Below are 5,593 nucleotides of genomic sequence, written 5' to 3' on the forward strand. Positions count from 1 at the left end.
TCTTCTTTAGTAGTTTCTACTTTAGTATCTTCTTGAGTTGGTTCTTCTTTAGTATTATTTTCATTTGTTATATCAGTTTGTTCAGGAAAGTCACTATTATTTGTAGTGTGCTCACTCGTTTGAACATCACCTTTTTGTTTAACACCATCCTCTTGTGATGACGTATCGTCACTTGCTTGTACTGATGTGTCTTCTGTATTATTTTCTGCTGCTTTAGCTTCTTGATTTCCAACACCAAATAATAAAGTAGCTCCTACTAATATTGATGCTGTTCCTACAGTGAATTTTCTAATTGAGTATTTGTTTAATTTGTTGGATAAAAAATCTACTTTTTTGTTAATTGGTCCTTGTCTTCTTTTACTCATAGCTTACCTCCTAATAATTAAATTATTCACATTTTAAAATGTAAACTACATATAATATTATATGCAAATACACTTCTATAATAATGCATTTTATCATTTAACACAACACTTTTAAAAATTTTTACAATAAAAAAGTAAATATTAGGTCATACAATAGATAGGTGTCTTTAATATTTTTAAGTCAATTCAATTAAACAAGTTATAATTATCTCCAAATGATATACAATCTTTCTCGTTAAATAAAAAAAGAGCGATATCTATCGCTCTTTAAACTCGTTTCTTCCTTTATAAATGTGTTTTTTAACATTATTACAATTTATTTTAAATGTTCATAAGGACTATTATTCACAAATGATACAATTTGGTCTACAAATAATTTTGCACGCAACTGAAATTGGTCATCATCAAGATATAATGTACCATCGTCAAGTTTACTGTAGTCTGAGTCATGTGTAGCAATTTGTGTGGGCACAGCGATACCTAATAAACTGCGTACAATAACACGTAAATGTGATAATGGTTCTGAACTTACGATACCTCCGCTATTACCGATTAATCCTACTGGTTTCATTTTGACATAATCCATATTGATATGATCTAATGCATTTTTTAAGATGCCAGAATATGAACCATGATAATTAGGAGTTCCAAGTACTAAGAAGTCTGCTGCCATTACTTTTTCTTGAAAATCTTTTATATTGGTTTTAATTTCATCGATAGACGGCGTTGTCCCAGAAAAGTCTAATTGATTTAATGGGCGTTCTGCTAAATCATAAATATCAACATCTAAATCATGTGTATCAAACTGTCCCACTAAATATTTAGCTAACGCATTTGTATGTGAGCCAACTTTGGCACTACCAACAATTATAAGTCCTTCCATTTCTACTATACACCTCTTAATATTAATTATTTTCTTCTTTCAATAACTTTGTTATGGCTTTTCCAACACCACTATTTTCATTTGTGTCCGTTACATATTTAGCAACTGCTTTAACTTCAGGCATAGCGTTTTCTACTGCAACAGGATAACCTACACGCTCTAGCATTGATACGTCATTCAAGTTATCGCCTAAAGCCATAACGTCTTTTAAATCAATATTTAATTGATTAGCAATAGACTCTAACGCGATTCCTTTTTGCGCGTCAAAATGTGTAATCTCAAGATTTCCGCGTGAAGATGATGAAATAGCTAAACTTGGAATAGCTGAAAGTTCTACTCCAATGGCATTAATTTTCTCTAAATCCGGATTAAAAGCTAACACTTTCATGATTAATTCGCCCGGGATATCTTCAATTTCTTCATAACTATTTACAACTTTTAATGTCCCATTATTTATGCGCTTTTGAATGCCTTGTTTAATCTTTTCAACATCCGCTTCTTGTCCTGCTTGTTTAGCAATATCTAAGTAAATATCTAAATCTTTGGTTGGATCTTCTGTATAAATCCCTCTATTAGTATAAATTTGATAATATACGTCATTTTTATCTAGAATTGATTTAATGCGTTCCACTAATTCATGATTTAAATTAGACGTATTCATAATATTAAATGATTCATCACGTACTTCTGCACCATTTAAACAAATATATGGTACGCTTAAATCTGTCTCAGCTACAGGTGTATTTGCCTCATAAAATGCACGACCTGTCGCAATGGCAACTGTTATCCCTTGTGATTGTGCATATTTTATTGCATCAACATTTTCTTGAGAAATTTCATGTGCAGCATTTAACAATGTGCCATCCATATCTGTTGCTATTAATTTAATCATACAGTTACCTCGTTTCATTCTCTTAATTAATTGCTATTTATCTTAAAAAAACATCTTAAAGTTAAAATTTAAAATCTCAACTTGAACACTTAATTCACGTGTATTATTTTAACAAATATAGCTCAATTTGTACGCTTACATGTTCGCTTTAGACTTCTTTAATCGTAGCTCACGGAAGAAGTTTCGTAATAAATCACCACACTCTTGCTCAAGTACGCCTTTAATAACTTCAGCTCTATGATTAAATCGAGATTCTTCTAATAGATTCATCAAGCTACCACTACATCCACCTTTAGGATCAGTAGCGCCGTATACCACTTTAGGAATTCTACTCATCACAATGGCACCGGCACACATGACGCACGGTTCAAGTGTCACATATAATTTGCATTCTTCTAAACGCCAACTTCCAACTACTTTTGAAGCACGTTCAATAGCGATATGTTCTGCGTGAGCCGTAGGAAGCTGCGCAGTTTCTCTTAAGTTATGTGCACTTGCTATGACTTCATTGTTTTTAACTATGATTGCGCCTATAGGAACTTCTCCAAGTTTTTGAGCTTTTTTAGCTTCTTCAATCGCTAATTTCATGTAATATTCATCATTTGCCATGTGTGTTATACCTCACTTATGATACAATACTCATTGTCTATTTTAACATTTGGAGATGTGATTATGAACAAACCATTTATCGCAATTGAGGGGCCAATTGGTGTAGGTAAATCTTCCCTAACTCATAAGCTTAGCCAGACATTAAATTACTATGAAGAAAAAGAAATAATTGATGAAAATCCATTTTTATCTGACTTCTACGATGATATTTCTAAATGGAGTTTTCAAACAGAAATGTTTTTCCTCTGTAATCGATATAAACAGGCAAAAGATATCGCTAAAATGACTCAAGGTGTTGTTAGCGATTATCATATTTATAAAAATAAAATTTTCGCTCGTAACACGTTGAGTAATAATGAATTTGATAAATTTGATCGCATTTTCGATATTTTAACTGAAGATCTTGAAATGCCTAACATGATTATTTTCTTAGATGCTGATTTGGATGTTCTGAAACAAAGAATAGCTCAACGTAATCGTAGTTTTGAACATCATATTGAGGATGACTATTTATTGAATCTCAAAGAAGATTATTTAACATTTTATAATGCCATGAAAAGCGAAGGCGCAAATGTCGTCTTAATTAATACAAGTGAAATTGATTTTGTTAAAAATGACTCAGATTATCAATCAATTTTAGAAAAAATAAGACCTATGATAGGAGCAATTGAACATGAATAATTATAAAGTACCTCAAAACGCAATAATCACCATTGCTGGTACCGTTGGTGTTGGGAAATCGACATTGACACAGGCTTTAGCTGACAAATTGAATTTTAAAACCTCTTTTGAAAATGTTGATCATAATCCTTATCTAGATAAATTTTATGATGACTTTGAACGTTGGAGTTTCCACTTACAAATCTACTTTTTAGCAGAACGTTTTAAAGAACAAAAACGTATGTTTGAATATGGTGGTGGATTCATTCAAGATCGCTCTATTTATGAAGATGTTGATATTTTCGCGAAAATGCATGAAGAACAAGGTACTATGAATGAAGATGATTTTAAAACATATTCTGAGTTGTTCAATGCAATGGTAATGACACCTTACTTCCCTAAACCTGATGTATTAATTTATCTTGAGTGCGACTACAATGAAGTAATTGAGCGTATCAAAGCACGTGGTCGTGATATGGAAATTAATACGGATCCTGAGTATTGGCAAAAGTTATTCAAACGTTATGATGACTGGATAAATAACTTTAATGCCTGTCCGGTCGTGCGCGTTAACATCAACGAATATGATATTCATGAAAACCTAGACTCTTTAGACCCAATTATTGATAAAATTGCTCATGTAATTAATACTTATCGCAAGGTAGATAATCGTTAACATAAACAAACGCTACACATTTCAAACTCTTTGTGTAGCGTTTTTACATTTTTATCTTATTTGTTTTCAATATATTGCTTTAAGACTTCGGGCACACTCACAGCTGTCTCTATTATCACATCAGCATCTACTAACTCTTCTTTTTTAGCTATACCAGTAAGCACACCAATTGCTAAACCTAATTCAGCATTAACCTTTGTTTTCATGTCGTTATTAGTATCTCCTACTATAACTACATCTTCAGGTTTGACATCATAAGAATCAAACAGTGGATTTAATACTGCTGGATTTGGCTTTTCCGCTGCATGTGATTCTGTGGAGATAACTAAGTCGAAAGCGTCTTTAGAATTGGTATCTTCAAGAAATTGCAATACTCCTTTTCGTGAATCACTTGTAACAATTCCAATTTTATAGCCGTCTTTTTTTAAAGATTGAATCATATCATACACACCATCAATCCAGTTGTTCTCTGGCACACGTGTATCAACAAGTTCCTGGCTCGTATTACGTGTCCAAGTTGAGACATCTTTACCAACAACGTTATTAAAAGCTTTAATCATTTCATCTAGTGACCCTGAACCCATTACAGAATCAGGAACGATTGCATTATCAAGAACACCTAATTGTCGATGTGCAACTTCTTTATTAGCTACTGAGAATTCATCTAAAAGACTATCCACTAATCTTATACCAATTTTCTCCCAACTCTTATCAAATTCTATTAAAGTCCCGTCTTTATCAAATAATATCCATTCCATTTTCATAACACTCCTGTGAATTATGATTATTAACTCTTCTATTGTAATACAAATTTTTATTTTAGACCCAATAGAATGATTTAATATTCCATCTACCAATTATTCAGTATATGTATCTGTTAGGCGTTTATCTTGATATATAACCATACCAGTTTTCAATTTTTTAAATCCAGCCTTTTGATAAAATTCTAAATTATCGATAGTTGAGATTAAATGGATACATGAAACTGACCCTATTTCCTTAAGAATGTGTTTAAACATATGCATACCAATTTGATTATTTTGTAAATCTTTATTAACAACTAAGTCATAAATAGCTGCATTGAATACACCATCTGATAATGCTCTAGCAAAACCAATGACTTTATTATCATAAATTGCTAAGACTACGTGCGTACTATTCTCGAAAATTTTTCGTATCTTATCTTTATCATGTTTTAACTAACCAACTGATTGATATGTTTCGTAAATTGAATCAATATAGCTTTCATCGAAATAAGTAATTAGTTTAAATTTCATTCAATCCCCCCAATCATCTTTATATTTTATTATACAAACTTATTCAATATCTTTTAAGTTTCAAAACTACGCGAACCAATACCGTTTCATTTATCATTTGCCTACGTTGATTTAATTGAGCGAAATTTATGATTGTGTAATTTAAAAATTGATATAAATAATTCACCCCGAAAATTAGACTTTTAATCTAACACCGGGGTGATTTTTCTTTATGTTGAGTTGTCAATTTAA

At 31.5% G+C, this 5,593-nt stretch carries 8 protein-coding genes; 2 read left to right on the forward strand and 6 right to left on the reverse strand.

The genetic code is table 11. The annotated features are described in order from the left end of the window. From JVV30_RS13355 to tadA, 4 genes are all read right to left on the reverse strand, one after another. On the reverse strand, positions 1 to 365 hold a 365-nt coding region (locus JVV30_RS13355; protein WP_239469384.1), incomplete at its 3' end, for a YSIRK-type signal peptide-containing protein. Between the two features lie 316 nt (positions 366 to 681). Continuing rightward, entirely contained in the window at positions 682 to 1,248 is a 567-nt protein-coding gene (locus JVV30_RS12845) for an NADPH-dependent FMN reductase (RefSeq protein ID WP_075140402.1), read from the reverse strand. 22 nt (positions 1,249 to 1,270) lie between these two features. Further along, positions 1,271 to 2,140, reverse strand: coding sequence for a Cof-type HAD-IIB family hydrolase (locus JVV30_RS12850; RefSeq protein ID WP_075140401.1), 870 nt, complete (start codon positions 2,138 to 2,140; stop codon positions 1,271 to 1,273). A gap of 135 nt (positions 2,141 to 2,275) precedes the next feature. Further along, a complete protein-coding gene (tadA, locus tag JVV30_RS12855; protein ID WP_033079562.1) occupies positions 2,276 to 2,749 on the reverse strand; it encodes a tRNA adenosine(34) deaminase TadA in 474 nt (157 codons plus the stop codon). A gap of 63 nt (positions 2,750 to 2,812) precedes the next feature. Between tadA and JVV30_RS12860 the strand changes: the two genes are divergently transcribed. Together JVV30_RS12860 and JVV30_RS12865 are read left to right on the forward strand one after the other, a co-directional pair. Beyond that, complete coding sequence (locus JVV30_RS12860) at positions 2,813 to 3,430, forward strand: deoxynucleoside kinase (RefSeq protein ID WP_053017854.1); 618 nt, start codon at positions 2,813 to 2,815, stop codon at positions 3,428 to 3,430. Further along, the gene (locus JVV30_RS12865) at positions 3,423 to 4,085 is read left to right on the forward strand and encodes a deoxynucleoside kinase (protein WP_049395837.1); all 663 of its coding nucleotides are present in this window, start codon (positions 3,423 to 3,425) and stop codon (positions 4,083 to 4,085) included. The genes JVV30_RS12860 and JVV30_RS12865 overlap by 8 nt, the downstream gene beginning before the upstream one ends. 56 nt (positions 4,086 to 4,141) lie before the next feature. On the opposite strand, the gene JVV30_RS12870 is transcribed toward JVV30_RS12865, so the two are convergent. Continuing rightward, entirely contained in the window at positions 4,142 to 4,843 is a 702-nt protein-coding gene (locus JVV30_RS12870) for an HAD family hydrolase (protein ID WP_204194349.1), read from the reverse strand. A gap of 99 nt (positions 4,844 to 4,942) precedes the next feature. Further along, the gene (locus tag JVV30_RS12875) at positions 4,943 to 5,263 is read right to left on the reverse strand and encodes a GNAT family N-acetyltransferase (RefSeq protein WP_305954530.1); all 321 of its coding nucleotides are present in this window, start codon (positions 5,261 to 5,263) and stop codon (positions 4,943 to 4,945) included. Positions 5,264 to 5,593 lie beyond the last annotated feature (330 nt).

The sequence above is a fragment of the Staphylococcus sp. GDY8P47P genome, from assembly GCF_016892225.1.
GTDB classification, from domain to species: Bacteria; Bacillota; Bacilli; order Staphylococcales; family Staphylococcaceae; genus Staphylococcus; species Staphylococcus borealis.